This is a genomic window from Nonomuraea sp. NPDC026600, from assembly GCF_040638335.1.
In the GTDB taxonomy this organism is placed as follows: domain Bacteria; phylum Actinomycetota; class Actinomycetes; order Streptosporangiales; family Streptosporangiaceae; genus Nonomuraea.
This window is the reverse complement of record NZ_JBEZYD010000027.1, coordinates 1-19,563: the sequence shown is the minus strand read 5'-3', so window position 1 is coordinate 19,563 and position 19,563 is coordinate 1. Positions and strand designations below refer to the sequence as shown.

General features: G+C 68.0%; 22 protein-coding genes. 14 read left to right on the top strand and 8 right to left on the bottom strand.

The features are described from left to right. Nucleotides 1-184: 184 nt before the first annotated feature. The 10 genes from AB0F17_RS43645 (at nucleotide 185) to AB0F17_RS43600 (ending at nucleotide 9,275) form a co-directional block, all read left to right on the top strand. Nucleotides 185-631, top strand: a complete 447-nt coding sequence (locus AB0F17_RS43645) for a DUF6223 family protein (protein ID WP_358035833.1) — start codon at nucleotides 185-187, stop codon at nucleotides 629-631. Between the two features lie 477 nt (nucleotides 632-1,108). Further along, entirely contained in the window at nucleotides 1,109-1,432 is a 324-nt protein-coding gene (locus tag AB0F17_RS43640; protein ID WP_358035831.1) for a metalloregulator ArsR/SmtB family transcription factor, read from the top strand. An 11-nt stretch (nucleotides 1,433-1,443) separates the two neighbouring features. Then, nucleotides 1,444-2,673, top strand: coding sequence for a GNAT family N-acetyltransferase (locus tag AB0F17_RS43635; protein ID WP_358035829.1), 1,230 nt, complete (start codon nucleotides 1,444-1,446; stop codon nucleotides 2,671-2,673). A gap of 448 nt (nucleotides 2,674-3,121) precedes the next feature. Next, nucleotides 3,122-3,550: a MarR family transcriptional regulator gene (locus tag AB0F17_RS43630; protein ID WP_358035827.1), complete on the top strand. Its 429-nt coding sequence runs from the start codon at nucleotides 3,122-3,124 to the stop codon at nucleotides 3,548-3,550. Continuing rightward, a complete protein-coding gene (locus tag AB0F17_RS43625) occupies nucleotides 3,540-4,055 on the top strand; it encodes a hypothetical protein (protein ID WP_358035825.1) in 516 nt (171 codons plus the stop codon). Before AB0F17_RS43630 ends, AB0F17_RS43625 begins: the two co-directional genes overlap by 11 nt. Before the next feature lie 370 nt (nucleotides 4,056-4,425). Further along, on the top strand, nucleotides 4,426-5,805 hold the full coding sequence (locus AB0F17_RS43620) for an MFS transporter (RefSeq protein WP_358035823.1): 1,380 nt from the start codon (nucleotides 4,426-4,428) through the stop codon (nucleotides 5,803-5,805). A gap of 81 nt (nucleotides 5,806-5,886) precedes the next feature. Then, nucleotides 5,887-6,321: a GNAT family N-acetyltransferase gene (locus AB0F17_RS43615; protein WP_358035821.1), complete on the top strand. Its 435-nt coding sequence runs from the start codon at nucleotides 5,887-5,889 to the stop codon at nucleotides 6,319-6,321. Nucleotides 6,322-6,368: 47 nt separating this feature from the next. Next, nucleotides 6,369-7,553, top strand: a complete 1,185-nt coding sequence (locus AB0F17_RS43610) for a beta-eliminating lyase-related protein (RefSeq protein WP_358035819.1) — start codon at nucleotides 6,369-6,371, stop codon at nucleotides 7,551-7,553. Between the two features lie 348 nt (nucleotides 7,554-7,901). Next, nucleotides 7,902-8,288, top strand: coding sequence for a helix-turn-helix transcriptional regulator (locus AB0F17_RS43605; protein ID WP_358035817.1), 387 nt, complete (start codon nucleotides 7,902-7,904; stop codon nucleotides 8,286-8,288). Between the two features lie 24 nt (nucleotides 8,289-8,312). Next, nucleotides 8,313-9,275, top strand: a complete 963-nt coding sequence (locus tag AB0F17_RS43600) for a hypothetical protein (protein WP_358035815.1) — start codon at nucleotides 8,313-8,315, stop codon at nucleotides 9,273-9,275. A gap of 396 nt (nucleotides 9,276-9,671) precedes the next feature. On the opposite strand, the gene AB0F17_RS43595 is transcribed toward AB0F17_RS43600, so the two are convergent. From AB0F17_RS43595 to AB0F17_RS43585, 3 genes are all read right to left on the bottom strand, one after another. Further along, on the bottom strand, nucleotides 9,672-10,019 hold the full coding sequence (locus AB0F17_RS43595; RefSeq protein ID WP_358035813.1) for a metalloregulator ArsR/SmtB family transcription factor: 348 nt from the start codon (nucleotides 10,017-10,019) through the stop codon (nucleotides 9,672-9,674). 183 nt (nucleotides 10,020-10,202) lie between these two features. Then, complete coding sequence (locus AB0F17_RS43590; RefSeq protein ID WP_358035811.1) at nucleotides 10,203-11,594, bottom strand: FAD-dependent oxidoreductase; 1,392 nt, start codon at nucleotides 11,592-11,594, stop codon at nucleotides 10,203-10,205. Nucleotides 11,595-11,743: 149 nt separating this feature from the next. Further along, nucleotides 11,744-12,829 carry an NAD(P)/FAD-dependent oxidoreductase gene (locus AB0F17_RS43585; protein ID WP_358035809.1) on the bottom strand — a complete coding sequence of 362 codons (1,086 nt, stop codon included), beginning with the start codon at nucleotides 12,827-12,829 and terminating at the stop codon, nucleotides 11,744-11,746. A 79-nt stretch (nucleotides 12,830-12,908) separates the two neighbouring features. Here AB0F17_RS43585 and AB0F17_RS43580 point away from each other — a divergent pair, with 79 nt between their 5' ends. After that, nucleotides 12,909-13,301, top strand: coding sequence for a metalloregulator ArsR/SmtB family transcription factor (locus tag AB0F17_RS43580; protein WP_358035807.1), 393 nt, complete (start codon nucleotides 12,909-12,911; stop codon nucleotides 13,299-13,301). Here the strand turns inward: AB0F17_RS43580 and AB0F17_RS43575 are convergent. Further along, entirely contained in the window at nucleotides 13,298-13,603 is a 306-nt protein-coding gene (locus AB0F17_RS43575) for a hypothetical protein (RefSeq protein WP_358035805.1), read from the bottom strand. The two genes, AB0F17_RS43580 and AB0F17_RS43575, sit on opposite strands and share 4 nt — an antisense overlap. Next, on the bottom strand, nucleotides 13,600-13,785 hold the full coding sequence (locus AB0F17_RS43570) for a hypothetical protein (protein WP_358035803.1): 186 nt from the start codon (nucleotides 13,783-13,785) through the stop codon (nucleotides 13,600-13,602). Before AB0F17_RS43570 ends, AB0F17_RS43575 begins: the two co-directional genes overlap by 4 nt. Nucleotides 13,786-14,522: 737 nt before the next feature. Here AB0F17_RS43570 and AB0F17_RS43565 point away from each other — a divergent pair. Then, on the top strand, nucleotides 14,523-15,854 hold the full coding sequence (locus AB0F17_RS43565) for a hypothetical protein (protein WP_358035801.1): 1,332 nt from the start codon (nucleotides 14,523-14,525) through the stop codon (nucleotides 15,852-15,854). 317 nt (nucleotides 15,855-16,171) lie between these two features. On the opposite strand, the gene AB0F17_RS43560 is transcribed toward AB0F17_RS43565, so the two are convergent. Genes AB0F17_RS43560 through AB0F17_RS43550 form a run of 3 tightly spaced genes read right to left on the bottom strand, consistent with a single transcriptional unit; the run spans nucleotide 16,172 to nucleotide 17,411 of the window. Further along, nucleotides 16,172-16,498: an SMR family transporter gene (locus tag AB0F17_RS43560; RefSeq protein WP_358035799.1), complete on the bottom strand. Its 327-nt coding sequence runs from the start codon at nucleotides 16,496-16,498 to the stop codon at nucleotides 16,172-16,174. Continuing rightward, nucleotides 16,498-16,866 carry an SMR family transporter gene (locus tag AB0F17_RS43555; protein ID WP_358035798.1) on the bottom strand — a complete coding sequence of 123 codons (369 nt, stop codon included), beginning with the start codon at nucleotides 16,864-16,866 and terminating at the stop codon, nucleotides 16,498-16,500. The genes AB0F17_RS43560 and AB0F17_RS43555 overlap by 1 nt, the downstream gene beginning before the upstream one ends. Further along, nucleotides 16,866-17,411 carry a TetR/AcrR family transcriptional regulator gene (locus AB0F17_RS43550; protein WP_358035796.1) on the bottom strand — a complete coding sequence of 182 codons (546 nt, stop codon included), beginning with the start codon at nucleotides 17,409-17,411 and terminating at the stop codon, nucleotides 16,866-16,868. Before AB0F17_RS43550 ends, AB0F17_RS43555 begins: the two co-directional genes overlap by 1 nt. Before the next feature lie 468 nt (nucleotides 17,412-17,879). On the opposite strand from AB0F17_RS43550, the gene AB0F17_RS43545 reads away from it, so the two are divergent. Both AB0F17_RS43545 and AB0F17_RS43540 read left to right on the top strand, forming a co-directional pair. Further along, nucleotides 17,880-18,176 (top strand): hypothetical protein, encoded by a 297-nt coding sequence (locus AB0F17_RS43545; RefSeq protein WP_358035794.1) that lies wholly within the window; start codon nucleotides 17,880-17,882, stop codon nucleotides 18,174-18,176. A gap of 1,052 nt (nucleotides 18,177-19,228) precedes the next feature. Beyond that, the coding region (locus AB0F17_RS43540; protein ID WP_358035792.1) for a hypothetical protein at nucleotides 19,229-19,563 on the top strand (335 nt) is incomplete at its 3' end.

Sequence of the window (19,563 nt, the reverse complement as noted above, 5' to 3'; positions counted from 1 at the left end):
ACTCCTGCGCAGGGACGATCGGCCGGCTACCGCACCCGCAGTACCTATGCCGCTCCTGCCGCGTCCGCGGCAGCACGCTGCCGCACCGACGGCATTACACATTGCCCTCGTACGCGGGACGACCCGCGATGAGTCTGGCGGACATGCTCAGAAGACATCCAGTCGTAGGAGGAAGGAGCACCACATGTCCGTGCGTCACCTGCTTGCCGCCGCCGTAACCGTCCCGCTCGCCATCTGCGGGCTTGCCACACCGGCGGCCGCACACGTCTTCGCCCAGCCGGACCCTGTCAGTGCCTACAGCATGACCACCGGGCGTCTGTGGTCCGTGGTGGCCGCGCTGCTCGGGCTGGCCGGCGTGGTCATCGGTGGGCTGGGTCTCGCCCGCGCGGCCGGGCGCATCGGCACCGGCTCCGGGCGAAGGGGGGCCGTCGTGGCCCTCGTTGCGGGGCTGGCCGGCATGGTCGTCGGCGGGCTGGTCGTGGCCGCCGCCGACGGTGGTCCCGGCACCGGTTACGGCATAGTCGGAGGCTTCATAGCCCTGGTGGTGGGGCTGATCGCCATGGTTCTGGGTGGGCTGGCTCTGGCCCGCTCCCGCCGCGCCATCGCATCTCCGCGCCCCCGGACCGGCTGACCCACAGCAGACGAGCATGCGTTCGGGCCTGGCCGCCTCACCACGTTCCAGCGGGCTACTTACGCTTGCACGCGCCCGGACGACCACCAGACGGGCGGCTTCACCGGTGCCCGTCGAGAGGGGCGTGATGATCGGTGCCCGCCGGGCCGTCCGGGTCGGCGGGCGCGGTGGCGGCCTTCGGCCGTGGCAGGGTGCGGATCAGCGCCTGCGCAAACCCCCGTACCGTCAGGCGCTACGCCGAAGCCCTGCGGGAGAGTTCGACTACCTCGACGTCACCCCTGTCACCAGGCCAAACTCATACACCACTCCCGTGAACGCAACCGGTACCGGGTGAGCCCTGACGCACGTTCATCGGCAGGTCCGCGGCATTCTGTTACGGCCTCCTAGCCGAGTCAGCGCGAACGTCCAGGAGATGCGGACGGAAGGATTCCCCTCCGTCACTCCATCGACTATCGTCGATTATCGATGGATGCACGAATGGGGCCTTTGGCACGAGCCGAAGCTGAGGAGTACGCGAGTTGGTTCAAGGCGCTGGCCGACGCCACTCGGATCCAGATCGTGTCGTTGCTGGCTCGGCGCCGGACACCGATGAGCGTGGGCGAGATCGTGACTGCCTCCGGCGTGGGTCAGTCCACCGTGTCGCACCACCTGAAGATCTTGGCGGAGGTGCGCTTCGTACTGGTCGAGAAGCAGGGCACCTCCAGCCTGTACCGGATCAACGAAGCCTGTGTGAGTTGCTTCCCGACCGCCGCCGACGTGGTCATGGGCAACCCCGTTCCGGCCGCGCCTACCTGTGAGTAAAGGAGACCGCCATGGCGCACGACGAGATCGTGGACCGCTACTCCCAGTTGGCCAGGGCCGCGGCCGCTGGCCAGGCTATCGCGGACTGCGGTCCGGACGCCTTCGAGCAGGGCTGCTTCGGCGCCGCCGGATACGACGACACCAGCGCGCTGCCCGAGGCAGCGGTACGGGCCAGCCTGGGGTGCGGAAACCCAGTCGCCGTGGCCGAGTTGCGCACTGGTGAATCCGTCCTGGACCTGGGCTCGGGCGGCGGCATCGACGTGCTGCTATCGGCCCGCCGGGTTGGCCCGCACGGGAAGGCGTACGGCCTGGACGCCAGCCCCGACATGCTCACGCTGGCCCGCCGCAACACCGAGCAGGCAGGAGTGCACAACGTGGAGTTCCTGCTCGCCGCCATCGAGACGATCCCGCTGCCGAATCACACGGTCGACGCCGTCATCTCCAACTGCGTGATCAACCTGTCCAGCGACAAGGCCGCCGTACTCGCCGAGGCTTTCCGTGTACTCAAGGCCGGCGGCCGGTTCGGCGTCAGCGACATCGTCGCCGACCACGTCCTGAACCCGGAACTGAGGGCCGCGGCCGAACAGCGAATCGGCTGTGTCGCCGGCTTCCTCACCGTCGACGGCTATCGCGACCTGCTGCTGACCACCGGCTTTGTTGACGCCTCGATCACACTGACCGCCGACCACGGTGACGGCGTCCATTCGGCGATCATCCAGGCGACCAAGCCCGCGATCTCACCTGGCCTGGAGATCCGCCCTATGCGCGACACCGACGCCCAGCAGGTCCTGGCCATCTACCAGGCCGGGCTCGACACCGGCCAGGCCAGCTTCGAGACCACCGCCCCGAGCTGGGAGGGCTTCACCGCGGCCAAGCTGCCGCACCTGCGCTACGTGGCCACCGACACCGAGACCGGCCAAGTCGTCGGCTGGGTGGCCGCCTCGGCGATCTCGGCCCGGCCGGTGTACGCCGGGGTTGTGGAGCACAGCGTCTACGTCCATCCCGGCTGCCAGGCACACGGCATCGGCCGTGCGCTGCTCACCGCGTTCATCGCCGCCACCGAGGACACGGGCGTCTGGACCATCCAGTCTGGCGTCTTCCCCGAGAACCACGCCAGCCTCTCACTCCACCAGGCGCTCGGCTTCCGCGTGGTCGGCACCCGCGAGCGGATCGGCCGCCACCACGGTGTCTGGCGCGACGTCATCTTCATCGAACGCCGCAGCACTACCGCTGGAAACTAAAGGCGATCCCAGATGTTGCTGGGCTAACGGGTAAAACCCGCGGGGAGTCCCCAGATCATGGCCAGGACGCGGATCAGGCTCGCGGTCGCAGCTGCCGCGATGGCCAGTTGAGGGCGGCGGGTCCCAGTCCCATCATTATGAGAACGGCCACGATCATCACCAGGCCCGCGCCGTAGAGCAGTCTGCCCTGCGTAGGGTCGGCCAGGACCAGGCCTGGGCAGCGAGGAGGGCGCTCGCCCAGGCAGCCGCCATAAATGAGCCGGTGGCGAGCAGGGCGATGACCGAGGGATGGATTAGGTCATGCCTCGCCCGACCTACTGCGACACAGGGCACCGAGGATGACGCCGGGCAGGGTGCCGAGCACCAGCAGGGTGGGCCGCACGAGGACCTTCCCACCTTGCCGGCCATCTGGTTGCTCCATACAACCATATAGTTGTATGGTCGAACCATGGCGGATGATCGCGAACTCCAGGAAGCCGTGGCACGCTTCGTGCGGGCTTTCGGCCTTCACCAGCCGGACCAGACGCCCTGCGGGCAGCCCGTCCCGGTGTCGGAGGCTCACGCGCTGGGCGAGTTGGCCAGGGATGGCGCGTTGCGGCAGAGCGAGCTGGCGCAGCGGCTCCGGCTGGAGAAGAGCACCACCAGCCGGCTGGTCACCCAGCTCATCAATCGCGGCTGGGCCGAGCGCACCCCGGCGCCTGACGATGGACGCGGCGTGCTGGTCCAGCTCACCCCGCAAGGGGTGAAGGCCGCGGCCCGGCTGGCCGAGGCCAGAGCAAAGCGGTTCTCCGCCGTTTTGGCGCGTGTCCCCGAGGGCGAACGCGCCGACGTGCTGCGCGCCCTGACCATCCTCACGGAGGCCATAGATGAAACGTAAGAATCGACGCACCCAGGCGCTCGTCGCGGCGCTCGCGCTCATCGTCGTCGCCGCGACGGCGTACGTGCTCATCAGCCGCAACGAGCAGCAGGCGATGGCCGCCCGGCAGGCCGAGATCGCCGCCAGAAGCCAGCAGGTGATGCCGTTCGACCTGGAACGCACCACTCATCGCTTCGCCAAATCCGCCACCGGCGGCGTGCAGACGGTAACCTCCGACAACCCCGCCGACGCCGAGCAGGTCAAACTGATCCGCCAGCACCTGACCGCCGAGGCTGCGGGCTTCAGCAAGGGCGACTACGGCGACCCCGCCTCCATCCACGGCGGCGAGATGCCGGGCCTGCGCGATCTCGAACAAGGCCACAGCCGCATCGACATCCGCTACGCCGAACTGCCCGCTGGCGCCCGGATCACCTACACCACCTCCGACGCGCCCCTGGTCTCAGCGTTGCACGCGTGGTTCGACGCCCAGGTCACCGACCACGGCCAGCACGCGGAACACGGCTGACCTCACCTCCCGAACGCTCTCTTTCCAGCGGATCCGCTTATCTCCAGCATACCTAGCCGGGGTATGGTTTCTTCCACTCATCCAAGTACCTAACCCCGGTACCGTTTTGGCCTGGCTCGTGGATCCCCCCGGCCCGCCAGGCCATCCCCCAACCGTCGATAGGGGCGGCGTAACTCCTCCCCAGCCTGACGATCGAAAGGACATCTCGTGACAACCGCGGATATCAGCTCCGGCCAGCGTGCCGGTTTAAAGGAGTGGCTCGGCCTGGGCGTGCTGGTCCTGCCCGCGATGTTGCTGTTCATGATGCTGACCGTGTTGTTCCTGGCCATCCCCCAACTGGCCGCCGAGCTGCGGCCGAGCAGCACAGACCTTGTGGATCATCGATATCTACGGCTTCCTGATGGCCGGCCTACTGGTGACCATGGGCACGCTCGGCGACCGGATCGGCCACCGGCGGCTGCTGATCGGCGGCGCGGTCGTCTTCGCCGTCGTCTCGGTGCTCGCGGCCGGCACCTCCGACCCCACCTGGTTGATCGTCTGGCGGGCCGTCCTGGGCGTCGCCGCGGCCACCCAGATGCCCGCCACGCTGGGGCTGATCTTCGCCACGTTCACCGATGGGCGCCAGCGCGGCGTCGCGGTCGGGGTGTGGTCGGGCACCATCTCGGTGGGCACCGGGCTGGGGCCGGTGGTCTGCGGGGCGCTGCTGGAGGCGTTCTCCTGGCGGGCGGCCTTCCTGATCGCGGTGCCCGTCATGGCGATCGTGGCGATCGGCGCGCCGCTGCTGCTGCCCGCCAACCGCAATCCCGCCGCCGGCCGGGTGGACCTCGTCAGCGTGCTGCTGTCGCTGGCCACCCTGCTGCCGGTCGTCTACGGCGTCAAGGAACTCGGCAAGGACGGCCGCCTTGCCGTGGCGGTGGTCGCCATCGTGATCGGATTCGCGTTCGGCGCCTGGTTCGTCGTACGCCAGACGCGCCTGCCCGAGCCGCTGCTGGACGTGCGGCTGTTCGCACACCGTGTGGTCAGTGGCGCCCTGGGCGTGTTCCTGCTCGCCGCGACCGCGCTCGGCGGCGTGTACCTGCTCATCACCCAGTACCTGCAACTGGTGGAGGGCCTGTCGCCGCTGCAGGCGGGGCTGTGGGTGCTGCCGGCCGCGGCGCTGCTCGTGCTCGTCTCGACAGCCTCGCCCATCCTGGCCCGGCGCATCCGCCCGGGACGTCTCATCGCGGCCGGGCTCGCCGTCCAGGTGATCGGCTACCTGATGCTCACCCAGGTCGGCGCCACCGGCGGGCTTCCACTCCTGGTCGCGGGATTCATCGTCCTCTACCCGGCCGTCGCCCCCTCGATGGCGCTGACCACCAACCTGGTCGTCGGCTCGGTACCGCCGCAGAAGGCGGGCGCGGCCTCCGGACTGGCCACCACCTGCAGCGACCTGGGCATCTCCCTCGGCATCGCGATCATCGGCAGCATCGCCGCCGCCGTCTACCGCGGCCAGGTCATCGGTGAGCTGCCCGGCGGCCTGCCGCCGCAGACCACCGCCGCCAGCCTCGACAGCCTCGACGGCGCGGTCACCGCGGCGCAGACCCTACCCGGCGAACTCGGCGCGGCAGTGCTCGGCCCCGCCCGGCAGGCGTTCGCCAGCGGACTCAATACGGCGGCCGTCATCGCCGCGGTCATCGCCGCCGGTGCGGCGGTGCTGGCGCTGCGGCGGCTGGGCCACATCCCGCCCACCGGCAGCACCCCCGGCCAATAGCCGCCGGGCGCATCCGGCTCGCCCGCCCGGCAGGCGGCAACCGGTCTGAAAGACCCCTTGGACCCACCTGGAAGGACCACCGTGACAGCGATCCGTCGCGCCACGCCCGATGACGCCCGCACCGTGCACGACCTCATCCGTGCGCTGGCCGAGCACCAAGACCAGCCCTCGGCCATCACGGTGAGCGTCGACGACCTGAAGCGGATGCTCGCTCGCCCGGAGATCACCTACCTGATCGCCGAGCGGGACGGCCTGGCCATCGGCTACGTGTCCTGGCTGCAGCGGATCCGTTTCTGGTCCGGCGAGAACTACCTCGCGCTGGACGACCTGTACGTGACCGGCGCGGAACGCGGCCGCGGCGTAGGAGAACAGCTGATGCGGGCCATCGCCGAAGCCGCCGACGGCAGGCTGATCCGCTGGGAGGTGGCCGAGGCCAACGTGACCGCGCAACGCTTCTACGAACGCATCGGCGCCACCCTCATCTCCAAGAAGATCGGCCGCTGGCAGCCGAGATAGCACGCATGCCGCCACGCCCAGCGATTACCTCACATTGGAGCGAAAGCATGACTGACCCTACCCCGCCTGTACGGCGGTCCCTGTTCCTGCACGCGCCCATCCGGCGCGGGCCGCGCGCTGTGCTGCAGCGCATGCTCGCCTTCGTGGACGACGACACCCCGCCGGACGGCCCCGATGGACCGGTCGCGGTGCTCGAACAGCGCCTGGCCGCTCTCCTCGGCAAGGAAGCCGCGCTGTTCTTCCCGAGTGGGACGATGGCACAGCAGGTCGCGCTACGCATCCATGCCGACCGGCGCGGACGGCGCACCTTCGCCGCTCACCCCCAGTCGCATCTGGACGTGTGGGAGGAACAGGGCTACAACGCCGTCCACGGTCTGCGGCTGCGCCGTACCGGGGATCTGTTCGAACTGATGACGGCACAGGACCTGGCGGCGATCGGCGAGCCGCTCGCGGCGGCCGTGTGGGAGTTACCGCAGCGCGACCTCGGGGGCCTGCTGCCCGAATGGGATGACCTGTGCGAGCAGGTCGCGCTCGTACGGGCTTCCGGCGCCGCCGCGCACCTGGACGGCGCCCGGCTGTGGGAGGCGCAGACCTATTACCGGCGGCCCTTCGACGAGATCGCCGCCTTGTTCGATTCGGTGTACGTCTCGCTCTACAAGAGCCTGCAAGGCGTGCGCGGCGCCGTGCTCGCCGCCGACGCCGACACAATACGCGCCGCTCAGGTGTGGCGGCAGCGACTCGGCGGCGGCATCCGTGACGCGTGGCCGCTGGCCCTGGCCGCCCTGGTCGGCCTCGACACCCTGGCGCCGCACATGTCCGCCTACCGAGACCACGCGATCGCCATCGCCGCCGCGATCAACGCCGACGGCACCGCCCGCGCCTACCCCGACCCTCCGCAGACGCCGATCTTCCATATCCACCTGCCCGCCCCCAGGCGGGCCATCGAGCAGGCCGGGGCGGCCATCCTCGCCGAGCACGGCATCCAGCTCTGGGGACGGGTACGATCCGGACCCGACCCCTCCCGCTGCAGCTTCGAGATCACCGTCGGCGAGAACGCGATGGAGTTCACTCCTCAGGAAGTGGTCACCCTCATCCGCGACGTGCTGGCCCGCGCGGAGGCCCGCCCCTGCACGCCCGCCGAAGCGCCGCTCGCCCACGCCGTTGACGACGCATTCGATCCAGCCGGAACGGAGCAGACCAGCACAAGCAGCAACGCACCCACGGCCAAGTGAACTTGGGGCGCCGCCGAGAGGACTGGAGGAGGACGGACCTCGATGGACTTGCAGTCGTCGGGGACCGTCCCGAACTCAGGCGGCGACGCGCTTCATAGGTGCTCGCCTATGAACAGAGTGCTGGCGTGCAGGGCGACGAAGTCGGCGTGCACTGCCGCGAAGGCCTCGGAATAGGTCCGCCGCTTGTCGTACTCGGCCAGGGCCCGGTAGATGCTGGCCAGGCTGGGGTTGCCTTTGCACCCGTCGAGGTCAATATGTCAATAGGGTCGTTTTGTCACCAAGGACGGAAGAGCCTGAGCCATGGCTGCACGCCGCGGCGGTACCGACCGGAGCGGGACGGGACAGGGGATGGTGCCGTTTGTCCTGCTCGCCTTGGCCGATGCTCCGAGGCACGGCTATGTGCTGGCCGGCTACCTGGCCGACCTCGGTTTCCGGCGGGCCGCGCAGGATGCGTCGGTGGTGTACCGGGTGTTGCGCCAGTTGGCGGAGGAGGACCTGGTGACGGCGGAATGGATGCTGGGTGATGACGCACCGCCGCGCCGCACCTACCGCTTGACCCCGGCGGGTGAGGCCTACCTGCACGAACGCGCGACGGATCTGCAGCGACAGGCCGAGCGGATCGAGGTGTTCCTCGATCGCTATCGCCACCTTTTTCCCGCAGGGCAGACCACGCCAACGCCGTCTGGTCACCCAGCGCGACCAGGCACGACACCCAACGACGCAAACGGCCAGTGACCGAGACCAGACAAGGAGACGGACATGCACGCTCAAGGTGAGACGCACCGACAGGACCGCGCACCGGAGCTATCACGCCGGGACGCGGTGACGGCCGGCGGCCTGCTCGCACTGGCAACGGCAGGCGTGACGGGGTGGACGACGAGCGCGTCGGCGACCAGCACGACGCCGGGCCAGGCGGCAGCGACCAGAACCACCATCCGCCTCGCCAGCGTCACCACCGTCCAGGACGGAGGCCTCCTGCCGCGCCTGCTCGCCCCGTTCGAAGCGCGAACCGGCCGGCGCGTGCAGGTCTACATCGGAGAAGACGTGTACGCCAAGGCCCGCGCCGGCGAGGCCGACCTGGTCTTCTCCCACTTCGGGCACACCGACGCCCAAGCGTTCATCACCGAGGGCCTTGGGCAATGGCCACGGACGGTGTTGTTCAACGCCACCGCGTTGATCATGCACACGAGCGACCCGGCCGGCGTGGCGGAGCTCACCGATCCCGTCGCGGCGTTCAGCCGCATCGCCGCCGCGCGTGCGCCCTTCATCGCCACCGCCACGCCGGGGCTGACCTACATCGCCGACATCCTGTGGAACGCCGCCAGCCGACCGGACAAGACCGGCTGGTACCACGACACGGGACTCCAACCGCAAGCGGCCATGCGGGCGGCCGCCCAGCAGCGGGGCTACAGCCTCTGGGGGCTCACCCCGTTCCTCGTCTGGCAGCAGGACAACCCGCTCCCCTTACGCCCTGTGCTGTACGGCGATGAGATGTTCCACCGCATCATGGTGTCGGTCGTGGTCAACCCGGCCAAGTTCCCCCGCGCGAACGTGGCCGGCGCGCTGGCCCTGCAGGACCACCTGCTCCGCCCCGCCACCCAAGCGCTCATCCAAAACCACCGCTACCCCGGCCTCGACCAGCCCCTGTTCTGGCCGGCAGGCCGCGACAACGCCTCCGAACTTCTGCCCGCACCGGCCGGTACCCACGCCGACCCCGGATAGAAGCGTGGGTGCCCCGCACAGGCACCCACACCGCGGCGAGCCGATGACCGGCCCAGACGGTTCACTCGATCGATTGCCCCGAGTCGAGACGCCTGCCACCACCTCATCGGGCCCATGGAACGGAGCGCTCCGCCCCTCCATGCGCCGACGCGCCGCGCGGCGGCAGCGCCTGGAGAGGCGCCTGACCAGGGAAGATTTCATAAGGCTCCAGTTGCGGCTCGTGCGGCTCGATCGGCAGGTCAGCGTGCACGTTGCGCCCGCTGGTGGTGATCGGCCGTAGCGGAATCGACCGGCCCGCCGTGACCGACTCACCCGCCCAAGGCCGATGACGCTGCCAGAATCCGGCACCCGGCGAGCGCCTGGGCCTGGGCCTGCGACCAACGCAGCGGTCCGGCCCTACACGGTGACCGGCTCGGCCAGCGGGGTGAACAGCTCACCCAGCCGGGCCACCTGCTCGGGGACGATCCAGTAGTAGACCCAGGTGCCGCGCCGCTCGCCGTCGATCAGCCCTGCGGTGCGCAGCACCTTCAGGTGGTGGGAGATGGTCGGGGCGGTCAACTCGAAGGCATCCGTCAGATCGCACACGCACGCCTCGCCGCCCGCATGCGAGCCGATCATCGACAGCAGGCGCAGCCGTACCGGGTCGGCGACGGCCTTGAGCAGCGTCGCGAGCTCAACGGCGTCGCTCTCCGACAGCGGCTCGCGAGCGATCGGCGCGCAGCACTGGCTCGTGACGGCGGTCATGACGGCAACCCCTTACTTCGAAATCTATCGAAATTATAGGCGATGGTAGGCGACCAAGGCCAACGCGGCGATCACACAAGCGGTGGCGACCGCGCCCATCACCCAGACGTAACCAACCGCTTGGAGGCGCAGCGCCTCTTTCTGGGCCGCGGTGGGATATCCGTCCGACATGTCGATCGTCTCTCAGCTGCAGCAGCCGCCGTCTGAGGCGACGGTGACCAGAGGCAGCGGGCTAGAGAGCAGACCGCCGCTGATCCCGGTGGCCAGGCCGACCCTCTGCTCCTGGGCCTCGGCCAGGTTGGAGGAGCACACTCCGGTCTCGGGCAGGTCGAGCTGGACGTCGCGGGCGGCCTCCCAGTCGCCGGCCACCGCGGCGACGACGGAGCGGACCTGCTCGTAGCCAGTGGCCATCAGGAAGGTCGGGGCGCGGCCATAGCTCTTGACGCCGACCGCGTAGTAACCCGGCTCGGGATGGGCCAGCTCGTCCACGCCATGCGCCGGAACGGTGCCGCAGGAATGCTGGTTCGGGTCGATCAGCGGGGCCAACGCTCTGGTGGAGCCGAGGATCGGGTCCAGATCCAGGCGCAGCTCGGAGGCGATGGAGTGGTCGGGACGGTAGCCGGTGGCCGAGACGATCCGGTCCACGGTGACCGACTGCTCGGCGCCGGATGGGTCGCGGCTGATCACCTCGACTCCGTCGCCGGTGGCGTGCACGCGGTGGGTGAAGAAGCCGGTCAGGAGCTGGATGCGGCCGGAGGCGACGAGGGCGTGCAGGCGGGTGCCGAGCGCGCCGCGGGCCGGCAGCGCATCTGCGTCGCCGCCGCCGTAGGCGCGGCCGGCGTTGCCCGCCCGGATCGCCCAGGTGATCGGGGTGTCGGTGAGTTGGGCGAGGGCGAGCAGGGTGGTGGCGGCCGAGTGGCCGGCGCCGACCACCATGACGCGGCTGCCCTCGTAGCGGTCGCGGTCGGTGCCCAGCACGTCGGGCAGGGCGTGGTCGATCAGGTCGGCGACGCTCTCCTCGCTGTGGGCCGGCAGGCCGCTGGCGCCCAGCACGTTGGGGCTGGTGTAGGTGCCGGAGGAGTCAATGACCGTTCGGGCCTGCAGTTCCTGGCCGCCTTCGAGGCGGATGAGGAACGGCGCCTGCTCGCGGCCGTTGGTGCGTACGCGGTCGTAGCCGAGGCGGCTGATCGCCGTCACCTTGGCATTCGTACGGAGTCGCTCGCCCATGAGCTTGGCCAGCGGCGCCAGGTAGTCGTCGATCAGCTCGGCACCGGTGGGCAGCCATTCGGGGTCTGGCGCGGTCCAGCCGTCGGCCTCCAGCAGGCGGCGGGCCGCTGCGTCGATGTTGTACTTCCACGGACTGAACACCCGCACGTGGCCCCACTTGGCCACCGACGCGCCCGCCTGCTCACCGGCCTCCAGCACGAGGTAGTCGAGGTTCCGTTCGGCCAGGTGGGCCGCGGCGGCCAGCCCGACCGGGCCCGCGCCGATCACCACGATGGGCAGCTCGTCAGGCCGTGCGGCCTGCGCGCTGGGCTCCAGTTCGACAGCGGCGGGACCGCAGCATCCGCTCATGGCGCATCTCCTCATCGGTTCTCGCGGACCTGGGCCCGCACTGTTTTGAAGTTTGTCTAAGTACGCTCGCCGGTAGAATGCCCCACGACTTAGAGGTATGTCAAATTAGAGGCTTGTCTAATCAGAGGGCCTGAAGAAGGCGTCGCCACTCACGCACGAACGTGCTCCCGGTTGCCGCGCAGATGACGGGCGAGAGCGGCCACGACGCGCTGAGCGTCGGCACCGACCCCGCGCAGCGTGTTGGAGGAAGGGGTGCGCTGCCACTCCAGGCCCAGATAGCCCAGCCGGGCATGGGTGAGTGACAGGCCCCGGCGCTGGCGTGGGTGGCCGTCAGCCGTCAGTGCGCCCAGCCCGGCCAGGTACGGCAGGTCCGGGTGATAGCCGGTGGCCAGCAGCACCGCATCGACGGGTTCACGCCGACCGTCGTGCCACTCCACGCGATCGCCGTCCAGGCGCGTGAACATCTCCCGGCGCCGGTAGCGGCCCTCGCGCAGCGCCTGCCGGTAACGGCCGTCATCGAGCACGGGCGAAGCGGGCGGAGCCTCCGCACGGGCCAGCGGCAGCCGGTCGAACCCGGTCACGCGGAACCAGAAATGCAGGTCCCGTCCCAGCGGACGTTGCTCAACGAAGCGGATCGGCGCCCGACTGGTCAGCGTCACCCGCCGATCGACGGCCAGTTCGTGGGCGACTTGGACCGCCGAGTTGCCCGCCCCGACCACGATGACATGCTCACCGGGCAGCGAGGCCCGCGAGCGGTAGTCGGCGACGTGCAGCGCCTGGCCGGTGAAGGTGTCCAGCCCGGGCAGAGCGGGCCGGTGCGGGCGGCCGAAGGAGCCGCTGGCCGCGATCAGGGCAGGGGCGGCCAGTTCCTCGCCCCCGTCCAGGCGCACGGTGAACCCGTCCCCGCTGGTCTCGACGGTGTCTACGCGGGCGCCGGTACGCAGTTCGGCACCGCGCTCGGCCAGGGCCGCGGCATAGCGCTCCAGATAGACGACCACCTCATCGCGGCGCGGGTAACGCTCGGAGTCGCCGCCGAAGGGCATGCCGGGCAGGCTGCTGTAGCGGACAGGAGAGAACAGGGCGAGGCTGTCGTAGTAGCGCGGCCAAGATCCGGCGGCCCGGTCGGAAGCTTCCAGCAGCACAGGCCGCAGCCCGTGCTCAAGGGCGGCGTGCGCGGCGGCCAGACCGGACTGACCGGCCCCGACGATCAGGACGGAGTCGTTATGGGGAGACATGCCCGCGAACGTACCGTCATTTTATAATATGTCAATATCTTGATGTGAGAGTAAGGTGCGGCAGGTAGGAGGAGTAGGCATGACCGAAACCAGGACACCCCCCGCCCAGCCGGACGCTCCAGCGATTCCCGCGACGTCATGCGCGCCAAGCGAGGCCGCAGGCGCCAGCGTGACTGCTGCGTGCGCGCCGCAGATGTCGCAGGCCACCCACGACTTCCTCAAGGCGCTGGCCAACCCCGGACGCCAACAGATCATGCTGCTGTTCGCCCGCGGCGCCGAGCTGTCGGTCAACCAGGTCGCCGAACACGCCGACATCAGTCAGTCCGCTGCCTCCCAGCAACTCGCCCTGCTCCGTCGCGGCGGCATCGTCACCTCCCGCCGTGATGGCAAAGAGGTGCTCTACCGAGGCGACCGTGAGAGCACAGCGCGCATACTCGGCGACCTGCAGAACTACCTACGTTTCTGCTGTTAGCCGGCGGCCAGTTCACCCGCTGGCCGCCCTTGAGGGTTCTGCGCCTGGCGACGCTGCTTCACCTCGGAGATGCGCTTGACGATGCCCTCGACGGCAGCCGAGTCATAGCCGACCTCGACCGGGCCACCCTGGTGACCTGACACTTCGACGGCCTTCACCGGGCGCCAGTCTTCCGGGTTCATCCGAGCGAGCAGTTCCAGGGCGACGTGCCCGTTGGGCGGGGTCCATGAGCGTTCTTGGGTGCCGTCCGGTCGGACGACTTCGCGGACCAGGGCGCCCCGGTGGCAGGTAGTTGCCGTCACGAGGGGCCGCCGCCGAAGTCGATGCCTCCTGCCGCGGGCACCGAGTAGCCCTCGTAGCCGTCTCCCAGGACCCGAATCGTCGTCCCGTCATAGACCAGGGCGGGGTGAATCCACGTCTCCGGGGCCAGCCCCATGTAGTCGTCGTAGACGACATCGCCCGCCCGTACTTGCCAGGTGTCCATCCCAAGACGGAAAGACAGATCCCGTCCCTGGAGGATCTTGGAGACGAAGGCGCATGCTGTGCCGTTCGGCCCAGGCCTCCAGTGTCATCGCCGATGAGGTCCGCAGCGCGGGCGCGTCGGGAACGACGACATCGAGGCCGGCATCGTCGTGATCGATGTGCAGCGCCCTGCCGATCCTGCCCGGAACCCACTGTGGATCACGAACGGTCCCGTCATGGTCGTTGCCACACGTCGTGAACCGTGCCACCCGAGCCTTCTTCCATCCCGTAGGCGGCCACCAGGTCCATGTTCGCCACCTGCGCCGAAGCCGGAACTGCCGCCAAAACTCCAGCCAGCATGATCAGCGCTGCAAAAGCACGGAATAAACCATGCGCGCCTTCCCCATTTCGCGCACGCGGAAAGAATCATCGTCAATATGGCAATATCCGAACGGCACTTTATCCGCTCGCGATGACGTCCCGCTGTCGTCCCGCTGTCGTGGCATTCCGTCGGTCCCGATAATGCAACGACCGGTCCGCTGATCTGCTGTCGAACTCGACGGCGGGCAGACCACCATCCGCGGCCTTTCACCTGTTCAGGAGGCCGTTGCCGACTGGTGAAGCACAATCGCGTTAGACGGCGTCGCGTACGAAACTGCCCTTGCACCTCAATATCAACAAAATTCTCTCTTGCCGATAACGTCTAAAAGCTTCAATATCACCGGCAAGGGGGCCAATCACACCACGGGGAGAAACAACGTGCGACGTATCATCGCGGCTTTGGCCGGCATCCTTGTCGGCCTGACGCTCATCGCCGGTCCACAACCCGCGACAGCCCGATCTCTGGGCGCGATCACGATCAACTGGTCCGGCAGCGACGATGGCGACCTCGGCAAGATCCGCGTGTCCGCCACTTCCGACCGGCCGATCGCCACACTCAAGGCTCATGTCATCTCCGCCACCGGCGGGGAACTGGCCACCATCGACGACTTCGCCCTCACCTCAGGCACCTCCACCAGCGGCATCTGGACCACCCGCACCCGCGTCCAGCTCACCGAACTCGGCACCTACCGCATCGACGTCGAAGCCACCGACACCGAAGGCACCCACGTCACCGCCGAACGTACCGGCCAGCTCATCTACATGGTGAAGACCGTCTTCGACCCACTCACGCCCAGCCGCCCCACCGTCGACTACACCCACCGCTACGTCACCGTCAAAGGCCGCGTCTTTGGCATCTGGCCCGGCAGTGGGGAGCGCAAACCGCTGGGGCAAGGCTTCCCCATCTCCTTCGGCATCTCCTACCTCAACAAGACAGGCGGCTACGCCGGCTTCGACCACGCCGAACTCACTACCGACGCCAAGGGCCGGTTCCGGCACTCGCTCACCCTCAAAATGGGCGCTGAGTTCAGCGCGACCTACCCCTACAGCAACGACCACCTCTGGTACATGAGGGGCACCTCCGACAAGCTGATCGTCAAGGCCAAGGAGTCAGCCACTGAGGTAAAGGCCAACGTCGCCCCGGCGAGGGTCAACGCTGGAGACCCGATCACCGTATCCGGCCTGGCCAGATGGCGCTCCCCCGCAGGATGGCAGCCCATCCCCGACACCAAGCTCGCCGTCCGGGTCGAGAACACCTATGACGCGCCCACGTCCGTCACCACCGACGCGCAAGGTCACTACAGCCTGACGTTCGTGCCTTACACCACAGGCACCGTCACCGTCGCCTACTCCACCGAAGACCCCTTCCAGGCACACGCCAGCACCACCATCGCGTTCACCGTCGCCCACCCCGCCTCCTTCTCCGACTTCAGAGCGGTACGGGATGCGGCTGAGGTCGTGGTGACGGGCCATCTCGCCTTCACCGGCAGTTCCACCCCGGCCGGCCCACAAGCGATCATCGAATTCTCCACCGACGGAACCACCTGGGCCACTCGGTCCACCCGCCCCGCCTACTGGGACGGAACCGGCTACGCCTTCGGCGACGCCATCACCGAGCCCGCGGCCGGCCATTGGCGAGCCCGCTTCGAAGGCGGCGAACACTTCCAGGACGCGCTGAGCCAGAGCGTCCAAGTAGGCGCCGCACAGTAGCGGATGAACGACGCGAGCCCGTGACCTCACCGCGGGCACGGGCTCGCGAGCCGCAGACGGCCCAAGCGAGGCATAACTCAATTTCCGTTGCCTATTGAACCGGCGGGTGGAGTCGGCGCGGTCCGCCAGCCGCAGGTCGGCGCCGTCGAACAGGGCGTTGGCGACCAGCCAGCTGATCAGTCCGAGCACGATCTCGGCGCGGGCAGGCCGTCGCCGCGGGTCCAGGGTCCCGGTGGACGCGGTCGGCGGGGAGCGGCGGACGGGGTCGAACTACCGCATCGAATATCTGGGTGTCGTCGGGCTGGGGCAGAGCCCTGTCAGTGCTGAGCGCCGAGTTCGACGGCCATCACTCCGCCGATGATCAGGGCGATGCCCAGCATCATGACCTTGGTGAGCGGTTCGCCGAACAGGATGCGGGAGCAGACGGCGGTCAGGGCGACGCCGGCGGCGGCCCAGATGCCGTAGGCGACGCCGAGGGCGATCCCGCCTTTGAGGGTGATGGTGAGCATGGTGAATGCGGTGAGGTAGCCGGCGCCGACACCGATGAACCACTTCCTGGAGCCGCCGGGCTGCGAGGCCATGCGCAGCGCCAGGGTGCCGGCCGTCTCGGACAGGATGGCGCCGACCAGAGCGAGCCAGACCATTAGGCGTGCCCTTCTTGTGTGTGAGCGCTCTGCTTGGCGTGGGCGGCCTGGGATCCGATTTCGACGCAGAGCACGCCGCCGATGATCAGGCCGATGCCGAGAGCCATGACGCCGGTCAACGGGTCGCCGAAGATGACGGTGGCGAGAATGGCGGTCAGGGCGACGCCGGAGGCGGCCCAGATGCCGTAGACGACGCCGATGCCGATGCCGATGCCGAGCCGTAGCACGTGGCTCAGGACGGCGAAGGAGCTGAGGTAGCCGGCCGCGACGAGCGCGTACCAGCCGGGGTGGTCCACGGCTGCGCGCAGCGACAGGGTGGCGGTGACTTCCAGGAGGATCGCCGCGGTGAGCAGCAGCCACTTGTTCATCAGTCGGTCTCGTCTTCCAGGAGATTGTCGATGACGGTTGCCAGCAGCACCCGGTCTGGCTCGGCCGGAGCGAACACGCCGGTGGCGGCGGCGATCCAGTAGCCGTCGGCCGCCAGCCGAACCACGGTGAGCCGGGCACGGGTGGCCGGCGAAAGGCCGTCGGGCAGGGTCAGCCAGGGTTGCAACCGCCGCACCCAGGCGTCGGTGAGCGCGTCGCGGTACATCGCATCGAAGTAGATCGCGAACTCGGCCTGGTCGTGGCGTTCGGTCAGTGAGACCTGCGCGTAGGCACGGATCCGCTCGGTGGCCGACGCGGCCGCCAGCGACTTGTCCAGGCGGTCTAGCAGCAAATGTTCCCAGCGGGCGGCGACATGGTCGACCACCGCCAGCATCAGCGCCTCCTTGGTCGGGAAGTGATACATCAACCCCGGCTTGGTCAGCCCGACCTGCTTGGCGGCCCCATCCAGGGTGATCGAGCCACCCCCCTGCGCCCGGAGCAGTTCCAGCGCGCCGTCGATGATGCGTTGCTTTCCGTCTCTTGCCACGCCAATACTTTACCTTCCGGTTGGTAAAGTAAGCAAGCGATGCGGCGCCGCACGCCTCGCGAGGCCGGCCCAGGAGAGGGCCGCCTTCGGCATCGCGGGAGCAGGTCGAGCGCTGGGCAGGCTCGACCCGGACTCTTCTTGTCCTGGTCCTGATCCCGGCTGGGTCAGCTGTTGATCGACACGCCGTAGTCGACCACTATCACTTTGCAGGACCAGGTCGGTCAGCGCCTGGCGGTGCGCATCCGACACCCCATCCAAGGGGCGGTGCCTGAGCATGTCCCGCGCGGCGTACCCATCTCCGGACTCGATCACCTCGGTTTTCGGCACCTGCATATTCGGGCTGTCCAACAAAAAGACCGAACCCAACGAACGTCACGACAAGATCTCCGCAGATTTCGAGGACTACCAGGACCGTTCGGCGGAGTTTCTCAACCTACTGACGGTCCTCAGCGATACCCCCAAGTCGACATGTTCACGCTGCTACATGTCTCCTGGGGACTGCGCGATGAGCTAAGCAACGCCAGCCCAGCCCAGACAACGCAGGTTCGGGAACTTCTGGACCTGTTCCAGCGTGCAGTCTCGGCCAGGAAGCGCAATGGCGAGAACGGAGAAACAACCGGCCTTTTGGCACCCCTCGCAGCTATGGTCAACGTGACGGCCGAGGAAGTCGAGGAGTATACGTCGGACATCCGGAACTCGTCCGGCCTGGGCTCCCGGCGAATTCGCTCTCAGCGGCCGGCGTTGCTTCTTTCAAAGAAGCTCTAGAGCTAACCGAATTAAGCTTGTCCTTGAGGTCAGACCAAGCCGTGCCCGAGATCGTGCAAGCGGCAAGAAGGCAAGTGCCCGCTTTCTGCGTGCCCGACTGCACCAAGTACGCGGCTTCGTGCCCGCAGCGCACCGGCGGCACCCATCGACGCCGGCGATTGTGCCGCCCAAGTGGCGACAGCCCAACCGCGGCCTAGGGATAAGCCCAGAGAAGTCAGTGGCTTCCATCGCTGCACTAGGAGGAGGCTCTGACCTTCGCTTTTCTGGCGGACCAATCACCCTGGTCAGGTAGCAGAGAGCGGTGGACGGTGGCCGAAGTGAGTCCGTGTGTGGGGACGTTGCTGTCAGCGCTGCTGTCACCTTAACCAAGCTCCGACGAAGAAGGGGTTTGCAACCGGCAGTCAACGGCGGCTACCGAAGTCAGCGATCGTCACGGCTCTGCCATAGGACTCGACAAAGGCACCCACGTTAGGAGAGCGGTTGCGATCAGGGCCGCTTAGGTCTGTTGATCTGCGGCTATGGCTGATACCGTGCTTGAACCGTTCTTGATCGTATCGCAAATGCTTCGCGGACAGGAAATTAGGTGACCTCGGTCTCGCCTACTGAGCGGGCACCGACTCTGTCGCGGGACGCTCATCTGTCGCTTAAGACGTCCCATAGCCGTCCTTGACGAAGTTGCGTCAAGCAGAGTGGCGGTAGCTGACAATTGCGAGGCGTTGACATCGATTGCACATCCCGGCAGGCTTTACGAAACTGCCTGAGGGCAGGTGGTGAACCCGGTTTTTCCGAGGTTGTTCCGAATAGCGTCGATCGATGTGTCCCCTCAGCGATGGTGGGGAATGCGTAGAGCCTCGTAGCAGTAACTGAACGTCGACGGTCCCTTTCGCCTGCCGGGCGTTCTCGCCTGTCCGGGGGTGGAGTTCTGCCGTTCGTGCGTCACCGTCTCGACTCGTTTCTGAAGGCAGGGGGTGTCGCGGTCGTGGCTGCTGTGGTGCATCCAGAGCCAGATCTTGAGTCGGCCTGGTCGTCTTTTTCGATGGATCGGAGATCTGATGCGCGTCGCCCTCCTCACCACGACTCAGCATGGTCACCTGAACCCGTATGTTCCGGTGGTCAATGCGCTCCAAACTGCCGGCAGTGAGGTTGCGCTGCTGCTGTTGTCCGCGGACGGTGGCGCGCTCGACGAGCAGCGTCGCCAGGCCTTGGGCAAGGCGCAGGTCCACGCGATCGGGCAGGTCGAGATGGGGCCTTGGAGCGGCGACCCGGCGAAGATCGGCCCGATGCTCCAGTCGTGTCGACGATCACGGAATTCCCCTGCTGTGAGGGGTTTCCGATCAGGTAATTCCCCTGGCGCTTCACGGTTCTCCCCTGGAGGAGGACGTGGGCG